The organism is Pantoea sp. X-Soil-OKNW-556 (assembly GCF_059730695.1).
The window spans coordinates 2,958,674-2,983,288 of record NZ_AP035990.1 but is presented as its reverse complement, the minus strand read 5'-3'; the positions used below and the strand labels follow the sequence as shown (position 1 = coordinate 2,983,288).

The window sequence follows — 24,615 nt, the reverse complement described above, 5'->3', positions numbered from 1 at the left end:
ATGAGTACGATTTATGACGCAGGACGCAAAAATAAGCATTTAATTCACTAATATCATGATGTTACTGTTTTGTTGTTTATGTGAGTCAATTGTTTCTCAGTACTTGATCCTGTTGATTAGCAGAAAACCGGGAACAACATTCAGCCTTAAGATGCAGCAAAAAAGTTTTGTTCTGTTGTTCTTTGGTATAGTTGCTATACCTTGATATCGTCAGCCATATTGTCTAGGATTTTTTCCGGAAGCCAGCGCTGTGCTGGCTCCTGGCCTTAAGTGGGGCTGTATGGCAATCACCGGACGGCTAACATCCTTCGGTTAAGCTAACGAGTTACTCTTCTTAAGAAGCGATAGTCATGTTTTCAGGATTAACCTCAGGAGCTGCAAAATGGCTGATGATTTAAAGAGAAAACAACCGGAAGACAAACGCTTTATTAGTCTTACTGAAACCTGGGAGGTTGAGTATTGGACGAACACCCTGGAAGTGAGCGCGACACAATTGCGTACCGCTGTTGCTAACGTAGGTAATGGTACTGAGAAAGTTAAGCAGTACTTGAATCAATATCAGCGAAAGTGATTTTCAGGAAGAAAATAACTGACTAACCCCGTTCTGCGGGGTTTTTTACTTATGCTGGCGCGCGGGTTTATAGTGAGGATGCATGTTGTTTACGTATGATTTCATAATGCCTTTATGAAAAGCAATCAAATAAAAAATTTAAAAAAGTAGAGTGGTCGTTATGGTAAATAAATAGAATTTGATCTTCAACCATCCTGTCGTTTCATGTGGTAGACTTCGTATGAAGTCATAATGTTCTGATTTCATGTTTCTAACAGTAAAACTGCCTTTTCTAACAGTAAAACTGCCTTTTCTGACAATAAGTGGCAAGAAGAAATATAAATCTTTTTGGAAGGTAAAGAAAGCCCCTCCATTCTGAGCAAGGGTCATTCCATTGGGTAAGTATCCAGATTTTTCACGAAAGAGAGTACATAACATAATGTGTCTTTCGGTTTTTAACGCGGAATATCCATATGTTGTGATTGTAGAGGCGAGAAATAACGAAAATAAAATAGCAGATACAACGTTCATGTCATTTACCTACCGAATTATAGAAAAGTTCACCAAGGTATTCGCCTTTATCTGAAGCGTATTCCAATATAACCACCAGCAAGTCCTCCAGAGAAGCGACCAATCTCGGTGTATTTTTTCTTAGAACATTCATCTTCCCGGCCAATTGAGCAAGCCTCATCGATTTCATTAATTGAGTGAATTGCATGTTGTTCTGGTTCTGACTGAAATTTTGGCATTAATGCGGCTGGAGCCTAAGCCGCTAAACCAGTCTCTCGCGAGACAGGGGGGTCTTCTTTCACATAGCCAGGATAAGCGTTAGACGGTGTGATTTTAGCCTTGCAAGGACATGAACTGTGGCTATCAAGCGATCCGGCAATACGTTTTTTATCGGGGCCGCTGGTGTAAAAAGGTATGCCTCCGATAATCTTGTAGGTCTTACCATCTTTCCCACAGGTAACAGGATTGCCTTCTTGCGCCTGCGGTGATTTTGCCGCCGCATGACGTCCTGTCTCCCTGACAAAGCACAATTCCTTTTGCCATAAATCCTTCATCTTGTTGTGGGAATAATCTCGGTGGTCATTTTACAAGCAACGACCACATGCGCAATGTGTATTTGTTTTCAATCGTAGTGCTGCGATTTATCACGCGAACTTGAAGTTTTACGCGATAAATCGCGCCGCTACGCAACGTATGGGGAAAAAGCCCAGCGGTATATTGAGCAGGGCGGGCTTGCGTCAGCAAGTCACTTGCCCTAATCTGCCAGTCATATAAATGACTCGGGGTGCCCTTCCTTGTGAAGGCTGAGAAATACCCGTACCACCTGATCTGGATAATGCCAGCGTAGGGAAGTCAGATGCCTGACCGCATTCGCCTTCTTGATCGCCGGTTGGGAGCTTTATGAAACAACCTGACCTTCTTTCCTCCGCGCAACTCGCGCACTCGCTTCAGTTACTGCAACAACATGCTTCGCTGGTACATTGCATGACCAATGATGTGGTACAGACCTTTACCGCTAATGTCCTGTTGGCACTGCGTGCCTCACCTGCCATGGTGATCGACGCTGATGAGGCCGCACAGTTCAGCGGTTATGCCGATGCTCTGCTCATTAACGTGGGTACGTTGACGCGCGATCGCAGCATCGCCATGCAGGCTGCGGTAGAGGCGGCAAACCGTGCCGGCACACCCTGGACGCTCGACCCGGTCGCAGTGGGCGCGTTAACCTTTCGCACCGAATTTTGTCAGCAGCTATTGACCCAGCAACCGGCAGCCATCCGTGGCAACGCCTCGGAAATCCTTGCCCTGGCGAACCAGGCGGCGGGCGGGCGTGGCGTGGACAGCATGCATCAGGCTGACGCCGCACTCAGCGCTGCTCAACAGTTGGCGCACGATTACCGCAGCATCGTGGCGGTAACCGGCGAAGTGGATTACGTTACCGATGGTCAGCATACCTTTGCCATCCCGGGCGGCAGCCCACTGATGACACGCGTAGTGGGGACAGGTTGTGCACTGTCGGCAGTGGTGGCGGCTTTTGCCAGCCTGCCGGGTGAACGTCTGCAACATGTGGCGGCAGCTTGTCGGGTCATGTCACTGGCCGGTGAACGGGCGGCACGTCAGGTCCAGGGGCCGGGCAGCTTTGTTGCTGCCTTTTTGGATGCGCTGTGGACACTGGAGGTGACGCCATGAAACGTATTAACGCATTGACTATTGCCGGTACTGACCCCAGCGGTGGTGCTGGAATTCAGGCCGATCTCAAAGCCTTCTCCGCGCTGGGTGCCTATGGCACCAGCGTCATTACCGCGCTGGTGGCCCAGAATACCCGTGGTGTGCAGTCGGTCTATCGTATCGAACCAGATTTTGTCGGAGCGCAGCTGGATTCGGTGCTCGATGATGTGCGTATCGACACGGCAAAAATTGGCATGCTGGCGGAAACGGCGGTGGTGGAAATTGTCGCTGACAAGCTGAAGCGTGCCAGCCTGCCGTTCGTGGTGCTGGACACCGTTATGATTGCCAAAAGTGGCGATGCGTTGTTATCACCGGATGCCATCGCCAGCCTGCGTGAGTTGTTGTTACCACAGGTATCGTTGATTACGCCGAATTTGCCAGAAGCCGCGGCGCTGCTTGGCCGCAGTGTGGCGCAGGATGAGAAGACGATGCTGATGCAGGGGGATGCATTGCTGGATCTCGGGTGTGAAGCGGTACTGATGAAGGGAGGACATCTGAGTGATGCGGAGAGCCCGGATTGGCTTATCACCCGCAACGGACGTCAGCGTTTTACCGCGCCACGCGTCAATACTCGCCACACCCACGGCACCGGTTGTTCGCTGTCAGCTGCGTTGGCGGCGCTACGTCCACGCCATGATGACTGGGCTGCGACGCTCTCCGAGGCTAAAGCCTGGTTGCAACAAGCGTTACTGCATGCCGATTCTCTGGAAGTCGGAAAAGGCATTGGACCGGTGCACCATTTTCATCGTTGGTGGTAGGGCGTAACGCCGAATTGCCATTTTTTGCCTGCGTATCTGTCTGAAAAATGGAGTCAGCAATTTGCCAGCCTGGCGGATCCCGGTCCAGGCTGTTGGGGGCGAATCGGCAGGTGCCGGTTCCAATCCAGCCATTAATCAGGAGTGAGTATGACGGACATCGTTCAGTTATTGGGCCAAGAAGCGGATAGCCTTCTTCAACATCGCTGCATGACCATTCCAGCGGAAAGCCTTTATTTACCGGGCGCGGATTATGTTGATCGCGTAATGACCGATAACAATCGTTCTCCTGTGGTATTACGCAACATGCAAACGCTGTACAACACCGGTCGCCTGGCTGGGACGGGTTACCTGTCGATTTTGCCGGTTGATCAGGGGGTTGAGCACTCCGCCGGCGCTTCATTTGCCGCCAATCCTCACTACTTCGACCCGAAAAATATTGTTGAGCTGGCGATTGAAGCGGGCTGCAACTGCGTCGCTTCCACCTACGGTGTGCTGGCCTCGGTGGCGCGGCGTTATGCGCACAAGATCCCGTTCATGGTGAAGCTGAACCACAACGAGACGCTGAGCTATCCGACGCAATATGATCAGACGCTGTACGCCAGCGTCGAGCAGGCGTTCAATATGGGAGCCATTGCGGTCGGGGCCACCATCTACTTCGGTTCTGAGCAATCACGTCGCCAGATTGAAGAGATCTCCGCCGCGTTTGAACGTGCGCATGAGCTGGGTATGGTGACGGTGCTGTGGGCCTACCTGCGCAATAACGGCTTCAAGAAAGATGGCGTGGATTACCATGCCAGCGCCGATTTAACCGGTCAGGCCAACCATCTGGCCGCGACCATTGGCGCGGATATCGTGAAGCAAAAAATGGCAGAGAATAACGGGGGTTATACCGCGGTGAATTTCGGCCATACCGATGATCGCGTTTACAGCAAGTTGACCACCGAAAACCCAATCGACCTGGTACGCTACCAGTTGGCAAACTGTTATATGGGGCGCGCCGGGTTAATTAACTCTGGCGGTGCGGCAGCAGGGGCAACCGATGTGGCCGAGTCGGTGCGTACGGCGGTGATTAACAAACGCGCCGGCGGTATGGGACTGATTTTGGGACGCAAAGCGTTTAAGAAGTCGCTGAAAGAGGGCGTGGAGCTGATTAACGCGGTGCAGGATGTGTATTTGTCCAAAGATGTGACGATCGCATAATTAAACCGTAGCGGCGCAATTCTGCGCATGATGCCGCAAAAAAACAGCGCGATAAATCGCGCCGCTACGGCATGTCACACTGCTTAAGGCGCTTCAAACCACTCGCTATTGCGTTCTGCAATCGGCGTTATTGTCATAATCATCTCCTGCAAATGGCGGCGCATTGCCGACTCCGCAGCCTCAACGTCGTGCGCTTTCAGCGCCGCATAAATCTCTTCATGCTGCTGGATCAAGTTCTCCGGCGGTGAGACTTCGCTTAATGTCAGAAAACGCACCCGGTCCATGGTCGCTTTGATATTTTCCACCGTTTCCCAGGCCAGCAGACAGTTGATACTTTCCGCAATCAGGCGATGAAACTCATCGTCGAGGGCGAGAAACGCCTGGCTGTCGTGGCGTTCGGCCGCTAAACGTTGCAGTTGCAGGTTATGCTCCAGCGCCATCAGGGCGACAGGCGTAATTTCCTGCGCGGCCCGGCGGACCACGGCAATTTCCACCGCTTCACGAATAAAACGACCATCAGCAACGCGCTGGGCAGAGATTTTTCGCACAAAGGTGCCACGCTGCGGCAATACCTGCACCAGGCCGGCTTCAGCCAGCTTGATAAAAGCTTCGCGCACCGGCTGACGAGAGACGTTAAAGCGCGCAGAAACCTCTTTTTCCGACAGCAGCGAGCCAGGGTGAATGGCGCAGGTGACAATGTCCCGACGCAAATAGCGATAGATCTGCTGATTCACCGGTTCGCTGGTGGTGATGGTATAGGCAATTGACATGCAGCAATATCCGTATTTATGGCTGGTATTGACCAGCCTTTATGGGAAAGATTCAGTCTAATCAGCACGCTGCATCTGCGCTACCAGTTTGTTGCGGCGTTACCCCTGACTGAGGGCATGCACCGTGGCACGCGCCCCTTCGGCACACAGCTGCTGATAAAGTTCTGTCACCCGGCTCACGAAGCCTGGGTGTTGCAGCAAATCGTCACCGAACACCGCTTTCAACCCCAGTAACGCCCGGACACGCGGCGCGCCTTCTTCGCTGGTCGCTACAATACGCGCCAGTTCATCTTTCAGCGGGTCGCGAATCTCAATGGCTTGACCGTGCTCATCAACGCCGCTGACATAACGCATCCAGCCTGCCACACCCAACAGCAAAAAGTCACAGTCAGAGCCATTGCGCAGATGCCAGCGCACACTGTCCAGCATTCGCTGTGGCAGCTTTTGCGTGCCATCTGTGGCGATTTGCCAGGTGCGATGTTTAATGGCGCGATTCTCGTATCGGGTGATCAGCGAATCGGCATACGCGGCCAGATCCACCCCGTTGGTACGCAGTGTCGGAGCCTGATCCTGCATCATCAGCGCACGGGCGGCATGGCGATAATGCGCATCGGCCATACAATCGCTGATATGTTCATAACCCGCCAGATAGCCAAGATACGCGAGGAAAGAGTGGCTGCCATTCAGCATTCGCAGCTTCATCTCTTCGAACGGAAGCACATCGCTGACCAGTTCTGCTCCGGCGTTTTCCCACGCCGGACGCCCACTCACAAAGTTATCCTCGATCACCCACTGAAAAAAGGGTTCCGCTTCCACCGCCACCGGGTCTTCGCAACCGAGACGCGCAGTGAGGCTGGCAAAAGCGGCATCGGTCATCGCCGGGACGATGCGGTCCACCATGGTGGAAGGGAAGGTGATATGGTTTTTGATCCAGTCGGCCAGTTCTGAGCTGTGTCGCTCCGCCAGTTGCACAATCACGTTGCGCGTCACATGGCCATTCTCTGGCATGTTGTCGCAGGACATCACGCTAAAGGGCGGTAAATTGCCTGCGCGCCGACGGATAATCGCTGCCAGAATCAGGCCGGGTAACGAATGCGGCTCCTGCGGATGCGCCAAATCGTGCACGATATCGGGATGATCAGGGTTGAGATTGCCGCTGGCGGGTAGGTGGCAGTACCCTTTTTCGGTGACGGTCATCGACACAATCGCCACATCCGGCTGACACATTGCCTCGATAACCGCGTCGATACCGTCCCCTTTACCGTGCAGCGCGCCAGTCACCACGCCTATCACCCGGGTATGCAGGCTGTCATCAGCCATTTCAGTCAGGGTGTAGAGCAAATCCTGCTGGCGTAAAGCCTGAATCAACGCGCCGCTGTTGAGGTTCACCTCACAATAACCCCAGTCGCTGCCCTGTTCCGCCAGCTTGTCCGTTGCCAGTGCCTGGTGGGCACGATGAAAGGCACCAAACCCGATGTGGACCATGCGGGTTTTCAGGCGGCTGCGATCATAGCCTGGACGCTGAACATCGGCGGGAAGGCTGCCAATCTCTAACATAATCATTCCTTTTAGCAAGCGGGGCGTAAAGTCGCCCCGCAATGGTCAATTTTTTAGGCTGAGACCGGTTTGTTACTGGTTTTTGGGCTGCGAATAACAAACAGCACCAGCAGCGCGCCCAGTCCCGCAACCACACCCGCCAGGATAAAGGCGCTATCGAACTTGCCGGTGTGCTGGACAATAAAACCGGTGACGATGGGACCGATAATGCCTGACAGGCTACCCACCAGGTGAATAAAGCCGCTGATGCTGCCGACACGGCTTTTGTGCACCACGTCCTGAATAATCGCCCAGTAAATCGCGCCGGTGATATAGAGGAAGAAGATGGAGATCGACATCATGATCACCGCCGAATTCACCTCTTTTATCGTACCGGCCAGCGCGACACAAATTGCGGCGGCCAGCAGTGAGACCACCAGCACAATTTTACGTGACAACAGTAACTTACCGGTAATGTTGAAGATTTTATCGGAGATCCAGCCGCCCAATGCCAGGCCGACGAAACCGACAATCCACGGGATCATGGTGGTGATGCTCATGGCTTTGATATCCAGGCCATGTGCCTGCACCAGATAGGCCGGGAACCAGCTCAGGAAGAAGAACAGGATGTAGTTGTAGCAGAAGAAGGCGAAAGCGGTGACCAGGATGATCGGCTGGCGCAGGTAGTAACCCATACCATGTACAGCACCGGACAGATCGGTTTCTTCACCGGGCTGCTCCGCTTTCAGTTTTTCCACCAGCGCACGTTCTTCCGCGGAGACGCGCTTGCTTTTCGCCGGATTGTCAGCGGCAAAGAAGAACCAGAACGCCATCCATACCAGACCAATCAGGCAGATTGCCACGAAAGCGGGGCGCCAGCCGAATGACAGCGCCAGATAGCCAACAATTGGGCCGGCGACGGCACCACCCAGCGGTGAACCGGCACTGAGCAGGCCCATCGCGGTAGCCGCTTGTTTTTTCGGGAACCAGCCATTAATGGCTTTGTTAGCCGAGGCGCAGATTGGGCCTTCTGCCATACCAAACAGCACACGCAGAATCATCATTGACCAGAAGCCGGTCGCCAGTGCGGTCATACCGCAGAACAGCGACCACATACCCACAGCGGTGCCCAGCACAATGGTCGGGCCGAATTTATCGGTCGCAAGGCCACCAATAAAGTTAAACAGCGCATAGCCGAAGAAGAAGCTGCCGAAAATCATGCCGAACTGTTCAGCGTTGATCATCAGATCTTTTTCCACCAGCGGTACGGTCAGGGACAGGGCAATACGATCGAGGTAATTGATCATATAAACCAGAAATAACAGCAGTACGAGGGTCCAGCGCAGGTTCTTTAACATAGAAACTCCGACATCTTGCTTTATTGTATTATTGCCGGCGGGTACGCACCGGCAAGAGGACACCTGGTGTGAAGGTTAACTCAACCCATGTGTAGGATCACTTTGCAGCAGGTGCGTGGGTCTTTTTCAAACAGCGTCATGGCACGTTCAATTTCCGCCAGCGGGAAGTAGTGCGTCACCAGCTTCTCTGGCTGGATCTGGCCTTTTTCCATCCACTCGATCACTTGCGGGAAACGGTTGCTGTTCAGACGTGAGGTGAACAGCGACAGTTCTTTACTGGTCAGGCTTTGTTGCGTAATGCTGCACGGTTCGCCGGAGAAGCCCAGCAAGCCGATGCGTGCGGCCGGAGAGGCGAGGGCGGCCGCTTCCGCCAGAATGCTGGGGTGACAGGCGGCATCGATGATCAGTGTCGGCTGTAGCCCTTCCAGTTGCGCCGCCAGCGGGATCTCGCTGTTGTTGAATACCTGGTCGGCACCGTTTTGTTGCGCCAATGCGAGGCGTTCTGGCAGACGATCCACCACCAGTACCTGTTCAACGCCATAGACGCCTTTTAGTACCTGAATGGCGGTTAGTCCCATTGGGCCTGCGCCGTAAATCAGCGCCACATCCTGTGATTGTGGTTTCAGAAACGCGGTGATGTTGGCGGCGATGGTGAAGGGTTCAACCATGCTGGCGAGCTTATCGGGAATCGTATCAGGCAGACGAAAGGCGTTTTTGGCTGGAGCGACCGCGAATTCACTGAAACCACCGTCGCGATGCACGCCGATCACCTGAAGTTCCTTGCAAACGTTGGGGCGACCAATCGAGCAGGGATAGCAGTGACCGCAACTGACAACCGGATCGACTGCCACGCGTTCGCCAACACGCTGTGCATCGACGCCTTCGCCGACGGCGTCGATCAGCCCAAAGAATTCATGCCCGATAACGCGAGGATATTTAGCAAATGGGTTGTGGCCGTGCCAGATATGCACATCCGAACCACAGATGCTGGCAAACTGGACTTTCACGCGAACTTCACCGGCAGCAGGTTGCGGTAAGGGACGCTCTGCCAGTACCAGTTCACCCGGTTGTTCAATCACCACACTTTTCATCATCAGCTCCTTTGCCCTGGGCCGTCATTCACGGTCGAGGGGCTTTAACGGGAAATCAATGATGAAAAAATACGCTTGCAAATACTACCATACAAGTCGACTTAACAGAGTTGTGAAGAGGGTCACAGCTCGGGAAAGGAGGGATCGGAACGTAGTGGCGCGATTTATCGCGCGGTTCTGTGCATGCTGGCAGAAAACCCCGCGCGATAAATCGCGCCGCTACGTAAGATACAAATTACGCCAGTAGCGGACACTGCGGCGGCAGACGGCAGCTCAATGCGCCCGGCAGCACCTCTATCTGGAATTCGCTACCGCTCAGGGGTTCGCCGTCCAGGTTAAATGTCATCTCGTGGGGAGAGCGGATACTCAGCGACTGCAACTTCGCTGAGACAATGTTGGGGTTTTCATCATCGCGCGTCAGCGAATGCAACAGGGTCGGCAACAGTTCCTGGGCGGTGACGATGCTCAGATTGAGCTGGCCATCATTAATCAGCGCGTCAGGACACAATTTTTGGCCGCCACCTGCCTGACGTCCGTTGCCAATACCAATGACCAGCGCATCGCCCTGCCAGTCAAAACCAGGTGCTACGATTTCACAGCGGTCCGGTTTGAGGGCATCGACACGCATCAGGCCATGAATGAAATAGGAAACACCACCCAGCGCGGATTTGAGTTTTTCCGGTGTTTCGGTAGTAATGCGAGTGCCAAAACCGCCGGTCGCCATATTGATAAAGTAGCGATCGCCATTGACACGCGCCAGGTCGATGGCGGTGGCTTTGCCGAGCACCGCGAGGCGCAGTGCCGGTTCCATCTCCAGCGGAATACCGACGCTGGTGGCAAAATCATTCGCGGTACCCAACGGCAGAATGCCCAGCGCAGGACGGTGGGCTGCGGGTAGCGCTGCCAGTGCGGTGGCAATTTCGTTGATGGTGCCATCGCCGCCGCCAGCTACCACCGTTTCCGCCTGCAAACTGACGGCTTCCTGCACGTAGCGGTCGCCATCGCCTTTTTCCCAGGTGACACGCACGGCCAGATTAAAGCCTTCATCACGCAATTTATTTACCGCGGTGCGGAGTTCTTCATTTCCGGCACCTTTGCCATTCAAAATCAATAAGGTAAGTGGTTGGTTTTGCATCGTCCATTCCCTGAGGCATTACAGATAAAAGTGGTTATAGCATAGCCGGGACAGGAACTTTATCGGTGCGGGGATGAAAAAAAGAAAACCCGCACGGGGGAGCCGGGCGGGTGAATGAGGTGGTTCCTGGTACTACCTGCTGATTATTGTTACTCGTTAGCAGCGAAAGCGAGTTTACGCCAGGGCGAAACGGCGGTCTGTGATCCTGTTCTAATTTCACCCATTTCTTTTCATTAAGTGCGGTTGCTGGCGTGTGGGTCGCGCGTGCTGTCGCCAGCGGAAAAGTTACGCAGCAACAATGCGAAAGCGAGATCGACGTGCTCGGGTACCGGCAGCCAGACACGATGACCATCCCCCGGTGCCACATCAACGGCGCTTCCCTTGTCATTCTGCATCGCTTCCAGCCGACAATTCAGATTGCCATTGGGGGTCATGATTTCCAGCTCATCACCCAGCAAGAATTTATTCTTCACGGCCACCTGCGCCCACTCGCCACGGCGTTCACCGGTAAATTCACCGACAAACTGCTGGCGTTCCGACACCGAATAGCCTTGTTGGTAGTTTTGGTAGCTGTCATGGGTATGACGACGCAGGAAACCTTCGGTGTAGCCACGATGTGCCAGACCCTCCAGGGTTTCCAGCAGCGAAGGATCGAAGGGTTTACCTGCGGCGGCATCATCGATGGCCCGGCGATACACCTGGGCGGTACGAGCGCAGTAATAAAACGATTTGGTACGGCCTTCAATCTTCAGCGAATGCACGCCCATCTGACTCAAACGTTCAACATGTGCCACGGCGCGTAAATCTTTCGAATTCATGATATAGGTGCCGTGCTCATCCTCGAATGCGCTCATGGTTTCGCCCGGTTTCATTTTCTCTTCCAGCAGAAAAACGCGATCCGTTGGCGTACCCAGTCCCAACGTCGGCGTGGCTGCTTGTACCTCAACCGGTTGGTGGACACCGACAATATTGCCGACCTCGTCCTGCTGGCCTTCCGCCACCTTATATTCCCAGCGGCAGGCGTTGGTACAGGTCCCCTGGTTGGGATCGCGTTTATTCAGATAACCGGACAGTAAACAACGGCCAGAATAGGCCATGCACAGCGCGCCGTGTACGAAGATCTCGATCTCCATTGCCGGCACCTGCTGACGGATCTCACCGATCTCCTCCAGTGACAATTCGCGCGAAAGAATCACGCGGGTTAACCCCATCTGCTGCCAGAATTTCACCGTCGCCCAGTTGACGGCGTTAGCCTGTACCGAGAGATGGATCGCCATCGCCGGGAAGGCTTCGCGTACCAGCATAATCAGGCCGGGATCGGACATGATCAACGCGTCCGGCTGCATTGCCACCACCGGAGTCAGATCGCGGATAAAGGTCTTCAGTTTGGCGTTATGCGGTGCGATATTCACCACCACATAGAATTTTTTGCCAAGTCGGTGGGCTTCATCGATGCCTTTGGCGAGGTTTTCATGGGTGAATTCGTTATTGCGCACGCGCAGGCTATAGCGCGGTTGCCCGGCATACACCGCGTCAGCGCCATAGGCAAAGGCATAGCGCATATTCTTCAGCGTTCCCGCTGGAGAAAGCAGTTCAGGTTTAAACATGGGATCTCACTGATGTCAGGTCAGCATGCCATCGACGATGGCAGGTGCAGTGGCCGTATCAGACGGCCCTGCAAAAGGTGGGGAATTTTAGGCAGGGCCACTCACGAAGTAAATTGACCTGGATCAAGCTAAGGCGCTGATTGCTACAGGATGCGGCAGACATCGGCCTCCCAGCGATAACCCATGCCGTATACCGCGCGGATAAACGGTTGTTCCGCGTCGAGACTTTCCAGCTTACGGCGCAGATTTTTGATGTGGCTGTCGATGGTGCGATCGGTCACCACGCGATAATCGTCGTACAGATGGTTGAGCAACTGTTCACGCGAAAACACTTTACCTGGTTCCAGCGCCAGCGTTTTCAACAGCCGAAACTCGGCTGGGGTCAGCTCCAGTTGCTGTTCACGCCAGGTGGCCTGGAAACGCCCCTCATCGATCACCAGATGTGACGCCTGTTGCGCTTCTTCCGGCGTCCGTTTGACGCGGCGCAAAATGGTTTTCACCCGCGCCACCACTTCACGCGGACTGAAGGGTTTGCAGATATAGTCGTCGGCCCCAATTTCCAGGCCAAGCAGGCGATCAATTTCTTCGGTGCGCGCCGTCACCATGATGATAGGTAATTCGGAGAAACGGCGAATTTCGCGACACAAGGTTAAGCCATCGCGACTTGGCAACATTAAATCCAGCAGCATCAAATCCGGCGGCGTCTGCTGCACATAACTCAGCACTTCGCTGCCGTTGCCAATATGGTGGGTGCGATAGTTGGACGCTTGCAGATAATCAATCATCAGCTGCGCCAGTTTCGGCTCGTCTTCAACAACAAGGATTAAAGGGTCGTGCTTTTCCGTGCTCATAGGCTGTGCTTAATGGGGAACATAAGGCAAGTTTAGCGTGATTTGCAGACCACCTAAATCAGAGAGATCTGCACTAATGCTGCCACCATGCGCTTCCGCAATATTTTTGCAGATCGCCAGACCGAGACCCGAGCCGCCGCTGGCACGGTTGCGTGAACTCTCCGTGCGGAAGAAACGCTCAAACAACCGGGCCTGATGGGCCGGGTCCACACCAGGCGCGCTGTCGGCAAAGCAGAGCTGCCAACTGTCGCCGAGGTTTTTCATGGTCAGGCGCACCTGACCACCGGCATCGGTATAGCGCAGGCTGTTTTCCAGCAGGTTGGTGAACAGCTGCATCAACCGATCGGGATCGCCGAAACTCGGCGCTTCTGCTGGCAATGTCAGCTGCAAGGTCAGCTGGCGGCTGCGATAGCGTTCGCCGAAGCTGCCCGCCGCCACCTCCAGCAGATGGACTAAATCCACCGCCTGCTTGCGATAGGCAAGGGCACCGGCATCAGAGAGTGATAACTGATGTAAATCATCCACCAGCTTGGTCAACACCACCACTTCGCTTTGTAGCGAAGAGATGGCTTCCGGTGTCAGTTTGCGCACACCATCCTGCATGGCCTCCAGCTCGCCACGCAGGATCGCCAGCGGCGTGCGCAGTTCATGGGAGATATCCGCCATAAAGGCCCGGCGGTTGCTCTCGTTTTTTTCCAGCGAGCTGGCGAGCTGGTTAAAGTCGCGCGCCAACTGGCCGAGTTCGTCGCTGCTTCCCACTTCGACCCGCGTGGCGAAATCGCCTGCGGCCAGATGGTGGGTGCCATCCACCAGCCTTTTTACCGGGGCCAGCAAGCCGCGCGCCATCAGCCAGGTCGCCAGCGCTGCCATCAGTGCCGTAAAGCCTACGATGATCCAACTGGTGCGGCGCTGTTGTTGGTCAAAATTAATGTCAGTGCTGCGGGTGAGGCGTTCAGCAGGTGAGCCGATCACCCAGCCAACCACTTTGCCATTGCTGGTGGTGATATTGCGTCTTGTCCCTTCAGGGGGGACCGGGGATCGCGGGCCAGAAAGTACCTTGTATTGCTGATCGATAATCCAGAACTGGGTGCGCCAGCCGTGTGGGGGCAGCAGGTTACCGCTGCCGGGGTTCTGCTCCAGCGAACGCAGGATAGAAAAAATCAGCCGGTCATTGTTGCGCAGAAAATCCCAGTTACCGTGCTGTTCATATTGGTCAGCAAGCGCATCGCTCAGCAGCGTCAGACGTTGTTCATTCCCTTTACGAATGTAATCGACAAAGCCGTGTTCAAAGCTGAGCCGCACCCCCCAGTGCATGATGATAATCACCAGCATGCAGGTGGAAAAAATCGCCATAAACAGCTTGGGACCAATGCCGAGTTTCAGCGCGCGCTTCATCCTTCACTCCTTTTGCGTCGCAGATCGACGTTTTTGCTCACATCTTTCGGCACACGCCAGAACACCAGCGCAGGCAGGATAATCACCAGCGCCATGCTGAGGTAAGCGTAGATAAAGGTTTGGTGGGCTGCTGCGCTGTTGGCGATGGCGCCATGACCGAAAGCACCCAGCAGCAGGCCAGCGATGGTGACACCAATGCTGGTGGAGAGCTGCATGATCATCGACAGCAAACTGTTGCCGCTGGACGCCAGTTCATCTGGCAGCTCTTTCAGCGTCAGGGTGTTCATGGATGAGAAGCGAATGGCGTTGACCATCCCCTGAAGCAGTAACACCACCGGCAGCAGCCAGGTCCAGCCCAGCAACGCGACCGCCGGGAACAGCAGCACCACCAGCGCGAGCGCGCAGGTGCCACCCACCAATGCATTGCGGTAACCGAACAGATTCACGATCCTCACCACCACGCGTTTGATCCCCATATTACCCAGCACCATTGGGATCATCATCAGCCCCGCATGGAACGGGCTGAAGCCGAGGCCCACCTGCAAGAAAATCGGCGTCATAAACGGCAGCATGCCGCTGCCGATGCGACCGGTAAAACTGCCGAGCAGACCGATGGAGTAGATACGATTATCAAATAATTTCAGGCTAAACAGGGCATCGTCGTTGTTACGACCGTGCATCAAATAAAACAGCAGGGAAAAGACGCCAACCAGGATCAGCAGACCGAGCAGCAGCGCAGAGCCATCGGTGCTCCGCTGTCCATCAAGCGCCAACGTCAGGGTCGCCATGCCTACGGCCAGTAAACCAAAGCCGAGAAAGTCGAAGCGTCGGGTTTGCATGGTGTAGTTGGGCATGATCGCGAGGGTGGCAATGGCACCAATGATGCCGACCGGGATGTTGATCAGGAAGATCCAGTGCCAACTGGCGTACTGCACCAGAATACCGCCCAGCGCCGGACCGAGCAGCGGACCGACCTGGCCGGGTAGGGTAACAAAGGTCATCGCCGACATATATTGCTCGCGCGGGACGATTTTCATCACCGTTAAGCGCCCGACAGGCACCATCATTGCGCCGCCGACCCCCTGAATGACACGCGCCAGCACCAGTTGATCCAGTGTGCCGGAGAAGGCACAGAACACCGAACCAATGCTGAATAATACGATGGCGGTGAAGAAGATATTCCGCACACCAAAACGGTCAGCCAGCCAGCCACTTAGCGGCAGGGTGACGGCCACCGTCAGGACATAGGAGACAATCACCGAATGCATATGCAGTGGACTGACGCTGAGGTCGCGCGCCATCGACGGAATGGCGGTGTTGACGATGGTGGTATCCAGCGACTGCATAAAAAAGCCAAAAGCGACAATCCACAATTGCCAGCGCACCGTCGCGTTCTGAGTGGTCATGGTCTCTTCATCCCGTTAATTCTCCTGAATGTTGATCAGCGCCGGGCGCTTCCTGCGTCGCAGCTTATCCATCATCAGATACACCACCGGTGTGGTGTAGAGCGTTAGCAGCTGGCTCATGACCAGGCCTCCAGCGATGGTGATGCCGAGCGGTTGCCGCAGTTCTGCGCCATCGCCGCTGGTCAGTACCAGCGGCAGTGCGCCAAACAGCGCGGCCAGCGTGGTCATCAGAATCGGGCGAAAACGCAGCTGGCACGCCTGAAATATTGCCTCACGCGCCGTCAGGTTGCCGTTTCGTTCTGCCTCCAGCGCAAAGTCGACCATCATAATCGCGTTCTTTTTCACGATGCCAATCAGCAGCAAAATGCCGATCAGCGCAATCAGGCTGAACGGGGTGTTAAACAGTTCCAGCGCCAGCAGCGCACCGACTCCGGCGGAGGGCAGGGTAGAGAGAATAGTCAGCGGATGGACATAGCTCTCATACAAAATCCCCAACACGATATACACCGCCGCAATTGCCGCCAGAATCAGGTACAGCTGGCTGGATTGCGACTGCTGGAACACCTGCGCCGTACCAGCAAAGCTGCCACGCACGCTGCTGGGGACACCCAGTGCCGTCATGGTGCGGTCAATCGCATCGGACGCCTGCGACAAGGATACGCCTTCCGGCAGGTTAAAAGAGATAGTCGAAGCGGCAGATAAGCCCTGATGGTTAACGGACAACGGCGCATTGGCCGGTTGCCAGCGGGCAAACCAACTCAGCGGGATAGCTTTTCCGTCGCTGTTGATGACAAACATTTGCTCCAGTGCGCTGATATCCTGGGTGTAACGTGGTTCCACCTCCATCACCACTTTGTACTGGTTCAGTGGTTGATAGATGGTCGAAATCTGCCGCTGACCAAAGGCGTTATTCAGTAAGGCGTTAGCGGCAGAAACATCAATCCCCAGCCGCGCCATGCTCTCGCGATCGTAAGTCAGCGCCATCTCGCTGCCGTTATCCTGTTGATCAGAGTTGACGTCAGCCAGTTCCGGCAGGGCGGCAAATGCTTTACGGATCTGAGGCTCCCAGGTGCGCAAATCCGCCAGGTTATCGGACAGCAGGCTGTACTGGTAACTGGCGTTTGACTCGCGTCCACCAATACGGATGTCCTGCACCGCATTGAGATACAGATTAGCGCCCGGCTCCTTTGCCAGCTTGGTGCGCAGGCGGGCAATCACCTGCTGGGCGGTTTCACTCCGTTCGGAAAGCGGCTTAAGGGAGATAAACATCGAGCCGCTGTTGGTGCGCGAGCCACCGGTGAAACCGGTGACATTATCCACCGCCGGGTCGGCCTTGATGATGTTCATAAAGTCCTGCAATTTCCCCCGCATCGCCTGAAAGGAGATGCTCTGGTCGGCAGAGATAAAGCCGGTCAGGCGTCCGGTATCCTGCTCTGGCATAAAGGTTTTGGGAATCGAGATAAACAGCCAGATGGTCAGCCCGACGGTGGCCAGCAGCACCAGCAAGACCCAGCGCGCATGATCCAGCACCCAACCGAGTGAGCGACCATAGCCATGCTGTACCGCCATCAGCACGCGTCCGGCACCGCGCAGACGCGGCTGTGCGCGGGGAGCATGTGGTTTCAGCAGGTATGCGCACATCATTGGCGTCAGGGTGATGGAGATAAACAGCGAGATCAGGATCGCCACCGAGAGGGTTATCGCGAATTCAGAGAAGAAGCGGCCAATGATACCGCCGAGCATCAGCAGCGGCAGAAATACCGCAATCAGGGACAGGCTCATCGACAGCACGGTAAAACCGACTTCACGTACCCCCTGCAACGCCGCCGGTAAGGGTTTCATTCCGGCTTCAACATGGCGCGCGATATTCTCCAGCACCACGATGGCGTCATCTACCACAAAACCGGTGGCGATGGTAAGCGCCATCAACGACAGGTTATTCAGACTGAAGCCGCACAGATACATGGCGGCAAAGGTACCAATCAACGACACCGGCACTGCGGCGGCGGGGATTAACGTGGCGCGTCCGTCACGCAGGAAGAAAAACACCACCAGAATCACCAGGGCGACGGCGATGATCAGCGACTGCTCCACCTCCTGCAAGGAGGCGCGGATGGTGGGCGAACGGTCCTGCGCCACTTGCAGGTCGATGGATGCCGGAATGACATCATGCAGCTCCGGCAGTTCGGCACGAATACGGTCAACGGTGTCGATGACGTTCGCTTCCGGGGATTTGCGGATCACCAGCAGTACCGCCGGTTTGCCATTGGTCATCCCGGCGTTACGCACATCCTGCACCGAATCCTGCACGTTCGCCACATCACGCAGCCGTACTGCCGCGCCGTTGTTGTAATGCACCACCAGCGGCTGATAATCGCTGGCGGTTTGCAGTTCATCGTTGGTTCGCAATTGCCAGCGTTGCTGGTGGTCATCAATCGCGCCTTGTGGACGGCGCTGGTTGGCGTTAGCAATGGCCGTGCGCACCGCATCCAGTGACACGCCCTGATTGAACAACGCCTGCGGATTCAACTCGACACGCACCGCTGGCAGCGAGCTTCCGCCCACCGTGACATCGCCAACGCCTTCAATCTGCGACAGTTTCTGCGCCAGTTGCGTTGAGGCGTAATCATACAGCTGACCGGGATTATAAATCTCCGAGGTCAGCGTCAGAATCATAATCGGCGCGTCGGAAGGGTTGGCCTTACGGTAAGTCGGACGGCTTGGCATCCCGGTGGGCAACAGGCTCTGCGCGGCGTTGATCGCCGCCTGCACATCGCGTGCGGCACCGTTGATGTCGCGGTCAAAATCAAACACCAGGATAATACGCGTGCTGCCCAGCGAGCTGGTGGAAGTCATCTCGCTGACGCCAGCGATACGCCCGAGCGAACGTTCGAGCGGCGTCGCAACCGAAGAGGCCATGGTTTCCGGCGCGGCACCCGGCAGCGATGCGGAAATCACGATCACCGGAAAATCAACCTGCGGTAGCGGCGCGACCGGCAGCAGGCGGAAGCCGAGAATCCCCGCCAGCGCAATCGCCAGCGTCAGTAGCGTGGTGGCGACGGGGCGGTGGATGAACAGGGCAAAGAACTTCACGGCTGCGTCTCCGGGCGGCGGAAGCGGCGACGCGTGATCTGTGCCAGGCGGTCAAACAACAGATAGATGACCGGAGTGGTGAACAGCGTCAGGATCTGGCTGAGGATCAGGCCGCCAGCCATAGCAATTCCCAGCGGCCGACGTAACTCTGCCCCCGCGCCGGTGCTCAGCATCAATGGCAGCGCACCCAGCAGAGCGGCCAGCGTGGTCATCAGGATCGGACGGAAACGCAGCAGACAGGCCTGATAAATCGCCTCTCGCGGGGACATACCCTGTTCCCGTTCCGCCGCCAGCGCAAAGTCGATCATCATGATGGCGTTTTTCTTCACGATACCGATCAACAAGATGATGCCGATGATCGAAACAATATCCAGTTCGTTGCCGCTGATCATCAGCGCCAGCAGCGCCCCCACCCCGGCGGTAGGCAGCGTTGAGAGGATGGTCACCGGATGGATAAAGCTTTCGTACAGCACCCCCAGCACGATATACATCGCCACCACCGCCGCGATGATCAGCCACACCGTGCTGGTGAGCGCCGCTTCAAATGCCAGCGTGCTGCCCTGGAACTGGGTCATCATCTCGGCAGGCATGCCGACCTGATCTTCAGCTGCGCTGACCGCTTTGACGGCGTCGCCAAGTGAATAGCCGTCGGCCACGTTAAAGGAGAACGTTGCTGAGGGAAACTGGTCGAGATGGTTGATACTCAACGCCGCATGACGTTCTTCCACTCTGGCAATGGCACTCAGCGGCACGCTGCCGCCATCGGTGCTGGTCAGACGAATGCCGTCCAGACTGGCGAGGCCGGGTGTGGCCTCGTTGTTCTGTCCTAACACCACGCGATATTGATTGGCCTGGGTGTAAATGGTTGAGATCAGACGCTGACCGAAGGCGTTGTACAGCGCGTTATCGACATCCGCCATGGTGATACCCAGACGGCTGGCGCTGTCGCGGTCGACACGGATAAAGGCTTCTAACCCTTGATCCTGCCAGTCGTTGCTGACATCGCGCAGTTCGGGCAGGGTGTTGAGCAGGTTTTGCAGCGCCGGCACCCAGGTACTCAGCGAATCAAGCGAGCCGGATTGCAGCGTGAATTGATACGGGGTGCGGCTGGCCTGAGTATCGATGGTGAGGTCCTGGACCGGTTGCAGCCACAACGACACGCCCGGCACGCTGGCGATCGCATCCTGCAACCGTTTCTGCACTGCCGGGATACGATCATCGCGCTCGGCCAACGGTTTGAGGTTGATTTGCAGCCGTGCGCTGTTCAGGGCGGCATTGGTGCCATCCACCCCGACAAATGAAGTCAGACTCTGCACCGCCGGATCTTTCATGATGATCGAGGCGACATCGCGGGTGCGTTGCGCCATGTTGGCATAGGAGACGGACTGTGGCGCCTGCAAGGTGCCCTGAATGATGCCGTTATCCTGTTGCGGAAAGAATCCTTTGGGGATAACGATCCATAGCAAAACGGTAAGTAGCAGGGTGCCCAGCGCGACTGACAACGTCAGCCACGGATGTTTCAGCACCCGCGTCAGCCAGCGGCCATAACCGGCGACTACTCGATCAAACATCGCTTCACTGGCGCGTGAAAAACGGTTCTGTTTGCGTAAGGATTCGGCACTGAGCATGCGTGCGCACATCATCGGCGTCAGCGTCAGCGATACCACGGCGGAGATCAGGATCGCCACCGCCAGGGTGACGGCAAATTCACGGAACAAACGGCCAATCACATCTCCCATAAACAGCAGCGGGATCAGCACCGCAATCAGGGAGAAGGTGAGGGAGATAATGGTGAAGCCGATTTCACCGGCACCTTTCAGCGCCGCGGTAAGCGGTTTTTCCCCTTTCTCCAGATAGCGGGAGATGTTCTCAATCACTACGATGGCGTCATCGACCACAAAGCCCGTGGCGATGGTCAGCGCCATTAACGTCAGGTTGTTGATCGAGAAACCGAGAAAATACATCGCGGCGAAGGTGCCGACCAGTGACAGGGGAACGGCTACCGCCGGAATAATGGTGGCCGGGACATTGCGTAAAAACAGATAGATGATCATCACCACCAGGCCAATTGCCAGCATCAGCTCGTGCTGGGTATCGGCCACTGAGGCACGGATATTGGTGGTGCGATCGGTGAGCATTTTCACTTCAACCGACTTCGGCAGCGCAGCGGTCAGGGATGGCAGCAGCGCCCGAATGTTATCTGCTGTGGCGATAATGTTAGCGCCTGGCTGGCGTTGTACGTTGAGCACGATGGCGGCCTGACGGTTCGCCCAGGCACCGAGCCAGCTATTTTCCGCGCCCTGTTCGATGGTGGCAACATCGCCCAAACGCACCGGTGCACCGTTGTTGTAGCTGATGATCAACTGACGATAATCCTCGGCAGAGGTCATCTGATCGTTGGCTGACAGGGTGATTGAACGGGTGGGGCCGTCGAGGCTTCCTTTCGCCGAATTGACGTTAGCGTTGCTGATGGCGGTACGCACGGTTTCGCTGGTCAGCCCCAATGCTGCCAGCGCCTGCGCGTTCATCTGCACGCGCACGGCGGGACGCTGCCCGCCGGAGAGCGTCACCAGGCCGACACCGCTGACCTGAGAAATCTTCTGCGCCACACGGGTTTCCACCATATCCTGCACCTGGGTGAGCGGCATGCTGGTGGTCGTGACGGCAAGGGTCATGATCGGCGGATCGGCCGGGTTAACTTTACTGTAGACCGGTGGATTGGGCAGATCGCTCGGCAAAAGATTGGTTGCGGAATTGATTGCCGCCTGCACTTCCTGCTCGGCAACATCGAGCGACAGCGTGAGCTGGAATTGCAGCGTTATCACCGATGCGCCACCGGAACTTTGCGAAGCCATCTGCTTCAGCCCCGACATCTGACCAAACTGGCGCTCCAGCGGTGCGGTGATTGACGAGGTCACCACATCCGGGCTGGCGCCGGGGTAAAGGGTAACGACCTGAATGGTCGGATAATCCACCTCCGGCAGCGCGGAAACCGGCAGGAAGCGATAACCGAGGATACCGGCCAGCAAAATAGCGATCATCAGCAGGGTGGTTGCCACCGGGCGCAGAATAAACAGGCGGGACGGTCCACCGCTGGTGTCGGGAGGCATAACCTGCATTATTGACGTTCTCCGCGTGCTGGCTGCGCAGCGCGAGTGCTGTGGGTGGCGGTGCTCTGCGGCGCGACAATCTCAACGGTTGCGCCTTCGGTCAGACGATCCAGACCGTCGGTCACCACACGTTCACCCGCTTCCAGCCCGGCGCTGATCACCACTTTCTGGCTATCCTGCAAACCGGCGGTAACGCGTTTTTTGCTCACCTTGTTCTCGCTATTCACCACCCAGACAAAATGGCCGTCGTTGCTCATTTGCAACGCAGCGGCAGGGATAACCACCGCATCCTGCAAGGTATCGACTTTCAGGCGTGCATTGACGAACTGGTTGGGAAATAACGCGTCGTCTTCATTGCTGAAACGCGCTTTTAATTTGATGGTACCGGTGGTGACATCAATCTGGTTATCAATACTCAGCAGCGAACCAGTGGCGAGCAGGTTGGTGTTGCTCCGATCCCAGGCATCCACCACCAGCGGCTGGCCGCTTTTCTGTGCCTTGAGGATTTGACTGATATTGTTCTCGGCCACGCTGAATACCACATCAATCGGATGCGTTTGCGTGATCACCACCAGGCCGGTGGTGTCGCCAGAGGTAATGTAGTTGCCAACATCGACCTGCTTCAGGCCGACGCGCCCGGAGATGGGGGCGGTAATCCGACTGTAGGTCAGGTTCAGTTGCGCGCTGGCGACGTTGCCTTCATCGGCTTTGATGGTGCCGAGGGTTTCACTCACCAGCGAGCGTTGGGTATCCAGTTCCTGCTGTGAAACCAGCGCGGTTTTTGCCAGCTTTTCATAACGGGCCAAATCGCGTTTGGCGTTGGCAAGTGTGGCCTGATCTTTAGCCAGTTGTCCTTGTGCCTGGGTGAGCGCCACCTGATAAGGGCGAGGGTCGATCTCGGCCAGCAACGCGCCAGCGTTAACCTGTTGCCCCTCTGTGAAATGCAGCGCCATTAACTGACCATCGACCCGGCTGCGCACCGTGACGGTGTTGGCAGCGGTGACGGTGCCGAGGCCAGTCAGATACTGTGGCACGCTTTGTAAGGTGGCGGTGGCGGCCTGAACCGGGGCCAGTGGTCGACGATTAGCGCCATTTGCACCACTCACGCCGCGCCCATAATGGCGTTGTCCTTCGGCCTGTGGCTGTTTATTGGGTTCAGCCGGATGTTGCCACCAGTAATAACCGCCCGCCAGTACAGCGACGATCGCCAGAGTAATCAGGCTTTTTTTCAACAATGGACGTCGGGTGTTCATGAAGTTATGTGCTCTCCAGCGAATTCGTTTTCCCAAAATGCGCCGCCCAACCTGCCGGAGCGCAAACGAAAGAATTGTAGTCGCCAGGCATGGGCGAAAATTGAAGGAAATAAGAATATCGTCCTGTGCACGCTAAGTATTCATATTCTGTACGAATTTTATCAGGATTTTTTCATAAGCCGGTTTTGCCCTTTGCTAAGCTGGAGAGCTGAGCCGTCTCGTTTCAATTAAGGAGAAATAAAATGAGTCAACAATCAACTCGCCAGCTTGGCGACACGGGTATAGCAGTGCCGGTTCTTACTTTTGGTGGGAATGTATTTGGCTGGACCGTGGATGAGAAAACGTCCTTTTCCTTGCTGGATGCATTGGTGGAGAAGGGATTGTGGTTTATTGACACCGCCGATGTTTATTCGCGCTGGGCGCCTGGCAATCAGGGCGGTGAATCGGAAACCATTATTGGTAAATGGCTGAAAAAAACCGGCAAACGCGACAGCATCGTGCTGGCGACCAAAGTGGGTATGGAATTGTCGCCGGATAAAACCGGCCTGAAACCGCAATATATTCGCCAGGCGGTGGAAGACTCACTGCGCCGTTTGCAAACCGATTATATCGACTTGTATCAGGCGCACCGCGATGATCAGGATACGCCGCTGGCTGATACGCTGGCCGCGTTCGATTCATTGATCAAAGAAGGGAAGGTACGGGCGATAGGTGCCTCCAACTACAGCGCCGAACGGTTGCAGGAAGCGCTGGACATCAGCGAGCAGCAGGGGCTGGCACGTTATGAAACGTTACAACCGGAGTACAACCTGTATGATCGCCAGGGCTATGAAAGCGGTCTGGAGCAAGTTGCAGTGGAACATGGCCTGGGCGTGATTAACTACTATTCACTGGCCAGTGGCTTCCTCAGCGGCAAATATCGTACCGCAGCAGATGCCAGCAAAAGTGCGCGTGGACAGGGCGTGGTCGCAAAATATCTTAATCCGCGCGGCTTGCGCATTCTTGATGCGCTGGACACCGTGGCCGATTCCCATGATGCGTCACCCACTCAGGTAGCCCTGGCATGGCAGATTGCCCGCCCGAGTATCAGCGCGCCAATTGTCAGCGCGACCTCGTTAGCGCAGATTGATGATTTGGTGCAGGCAACGCAACTCAGGTTAGGTAAACAAGAGATTGAAGAACTGTCGCGCGCCAGTGCCGGTTAATTATCCTTTCGTCGCGGTGCGATTTATCGCGCCGCAACAATGGGTTGCTGATGTTAACCGGA

General features: G+C 55.7%; 18 protein-coding genes and 1 riboswitch. Of the genes, 5 read left to right on the top strand and 13 right to left on the bottom strand.

Annotated elements, in window-relative coordinates:
- Positions 1-382: 382 nt before the first annotated feature.
- Entirely contained in the window at positions 383-571 is a 189-nt protein-coding gene (locus AC6I8T_RS13990) for a DUF3606 domain-containing protein (protein WP_036627648.1), read from the top strand.
- Positions 572-1,128: 557 nt separating this feature from the next.
- Here the strand turns inward: AC6I8T_RS13990 and AC6I8T_RS13985 are convergent.
- On the bottom strand, positions 1,129-1,299 hold the full coding sequence (locus AC6I8T_RS13985; RefSeq protein WP_497834049.1) for a hypothetical protein: 171 nt from the start codon (positions 1,297-1,299) through the stop codon (positions 1,129-1,131).
- Between the two features lie 531 nt (positions 1,300-1,830).
- Positions 1,831-1,927: riboswitch (TPP riboswitch) on the top strand.
- Between the two features lie 33 nt (positions 1,928-1,960).
- On the opposite strand from AC6I8T_RS13985, the gene thiM reads away from it, so the two are divergent.
- The 3 genes from thiM (at position 1,961) to fbaB (ending at position 4,743) form a co-directional block, all read left to right on the top strand.
- Positions 1,961-2,746 (top strand): hydroxyethylthiazole kinase, encoded by a 786-nt coding sequence (thiM, locus tag AC6I8T_RS13980; RefSeq protein WP_497834048.1) that lies wholly within the window; start codon positions 1,961-1,963, stop codon positions 2,744-2,746.
- Positions 2,743-3,543: a bifunctional hydroxymethylpyrimidine kinase/phosphomethylpyrimidine kinase gene (thiD, locus tag AC6I8T_RS13975; protein WP_021186003.1), complete on the top strand. Its 801-nt coding sequence runs from the start codon at positions 2,743-2,745 to the stop codon at positions 3,541-3,543. The genes thiM and thiD overlap by 4 nt, the downstream gene beginning before the upstream one ends.
- Positions 3,544-3,690: 147 nt before the next feature.
- The gene (fbaB, locus tag AC6I8T_RS13970) at positions 3,691-4,743 is read left to right on the top strand and encodes a class I fructose-bisphosphate aldolase (RefSeq protein WP_021186002.1); all 1,053 of its coding nucleotides are present in this window, start codon (positions 3,691-3,693) and stop codon (positions 4,741-4,743) included.
- An 83-nt stretch (positions 4,744-4,826) separates the two neighbouring features.
- Here fbaB and AC6I8T_RS13965 read toward each other — a convergent pair whose 3' ends face one another.
- The 12 genes from AC6I8T_RS13965 to AC6I8T_RS13910 form a co-directional block, all read right to left on the bottom strand.
- Complete coding sequence (locus tag AC6I8T_RS13965; protein ID WP_021186001.1) at positions 4,827-5,513, bottom strand: GntR family transcriptional regulator; 687 nt, start codon at positions 5,511-5,513, stop codon at positions 4,827-4,829.
- A gap of 99 nt (positions 5,514-5,612) precedes the next feature.
- Positions 5,613-7,070, bottom strand: a complete 1,458-nt coding sequence (locus AC6I8T_RS13960; protein ID WP_497834047.1) for a mannitol dehydrogenase family protein — start codon at positions 7,068-7,070, stop codon at positions 5,613-5,615.
- Between the two features lie 53 nt (positions 7,071-7,123).
- Positions 7,124-8,407, bottom strand: a complete 1,284-nt coding sequence (locus AC6I8T_RS13955; RefSeq protein ID WP_021185999.1) for an MFS transporter — start codon at positions 8,405-8,407, stop codon at positions 7,124-7,126.
- An 80-nt stretch (positions 8,408-8,487) separates the two neighbouring features.
- The gene (locus tag AC6I8T_RS13950) at positions 8,488-9,498 is read right to left on the bottom strand and encodes a Zn-dependent oxidoreductase (protein WP_208725569.1); all 1,011 of its coding nucleotides are present in this window, start codon (positions 9,496-9,498) and stop codon (positions 8,488-8,490) included.
- A 235-nt stretch (positions 9,499-9,733) separates the two neighbouring features.
- Positions 9,734-10,633: a lipid kinase YegS gene (yegS, locus tag AC6I8T_RS13945; RefSeq protein WP_497834046.1), complete on the bottom strand. Its 900-nt coding sequence runs from the start codon at positions 10,631-10,633 to the stop codon at positions 9,734-9,736.
- 233 nt (positions 10,634-10,866) lie between these two features.
- The gene (gene trhP / locus AC6I8T_RS13940) at positions 10,867-12,240 is read right to left on the bottom strand and encodes a prephenate-dependent tRNA uridine(34) hydroxylase TrhP (protein WP_208723973.1); all 1,374 of its coding nucleotides are present in this window, start codon (positions 12,238-12,240) and stop codon (positions 10,867-10,869) included.
- 143 nt (positions 12,241-12,383) lie between these two features.
- A complete protein-coding gene (gene baeR, locus AC6I8T_RS13935; RefSeq protein ID WP_497834045.1) occupies positions 12,384-13,091 on the bottom strand; it encodes an envelope stress response regulator BaeR in 708 nt (235 codons plus the stop codon).
- Between the two features lie 9 nt (positions 13,092-13,100).
- On the bottom strand, positions 13,101-14,486 hold the full coding sequence (gene baeS, locus AC6I8T_RS13930) for an envelope stress sensor histidine kinase BaeS (protein WP_021185994.1): 1,386 nt from the start codon (positions 14,484-14,486) through the stop codon (positions 13,101-13,103).
- A complete protein-coding gene (mdtD, locus tag AC6I8T_RS13925) occupies positions 14,483-15,892 on the bottom strand; it encodes a multidrug transporter subunit MdtD (RefSeq protein WP_021185993.1) in 1,410 nt (469 codons plus the stop codon). Before mdtD ends, baeS begins: the two co-directional genes overlap by 4 nt.
- A 15-nt stretch (positions 15,893-15,907) precedes the next feature.
- Entirely contained in the window at positions 15,908-18,985 is a 3,078-nt protein-coding gene (gene mdtC / locus AC6I8T_RS13920; protein WP_021185992.1) for a multidrug efflux RND transporter permease subunit MdtC, read from the bottom strand.
- On the bottom strand, positions 18,982-22,104 hold the full coding sequence (locus AC6I8T_RS13915; RefSeq protein WP_208723975.1) for an MdtB/MuxB family multidrug efflux RND transporter permease subunit: 3,123 nt from the start codon (positions 22,102-22,104) through the stop codon (positions 18,982-18,984). Before AC6I8T_RS13915 ends, mdtC begins: the two co-directional genes overlap by 4 nt.
- Entirely contained in the window at positions 22,104-23,348 is a 1,245-nt protein-coding gene (locus AC6I8T_RS13910) for an MdtA/MuxA family multidrug efflux RND transporter periplasmic adaptor subunit (protein WP_497834044.1), read from the bottom strand. The genes AC6I8T_RS13915 and AC6I8T_RS13910 overlap by 1 nt, the downstream gene beginning before the upstream one ends.
- A 242-nt stretch (positions 23,349-23,590) precedes the next feature.
- On the opposite strand from AC6I8T_RS13910, the gene AC6I8T_RS13905 reads away from it, so the two are divergent.
- A complete protein-coding gene (locus tag AC6I8T_RS13905) occupies positions 23,591-24,553 on the top strand; it encodes an aldo/keto reductase (protein ID WP_497834043.1) in 963 nt (320 codons plus the stop codon).
- Positions 24,554-24,615: the final 62 nt, after the last annotated feature.